Genomic DNA, 247 nt, shown 5'->3' with positions numbered 1-247 from the left:
ATGCTGACCCGAGCCGACGTGACCACCCGCAACCGGCGCAAGGCCGACCGGCTCGGGTTCGCCTACGACGACCTGGAGCAGCGGATCGCCGAGCTGAAGGCGCAGGAGGAGCTGGACGCCGTCCGGCCCGACCTGGACGGCGAGCAGGTCATGCGCCTGCTCGGCCTGAAGCCGGGGCGGGAGGTCGGCCAGGCGCTCGCGTTCCTGCTGGAGCTGCGGCTCGACGAGGGCCCGCTCGGCGAGGAGG

1 protein-coding gene is annotated in these 247 nt (G+C 73.7%); it reads left to right on the top strand.

Annotated features, from left to right (window positions below; genetic code table 11):
• Window positions 1-247 (top strand): hypothetical protein (locus tag AC1RPY_RS08110; protein ID WP_481763172.1); only part of this gene is annotated, 247 nt, incomplete at both ends.

The sequence above is a fragment of the Dellaglioa sp. CoH-56-MRSF-12 genome, assembly GCF_056782075.1.
Note: the sequence above shows the minus strand (reverse complement) of the source record. Positions and strands in the feature narration are given on the sequence as shown.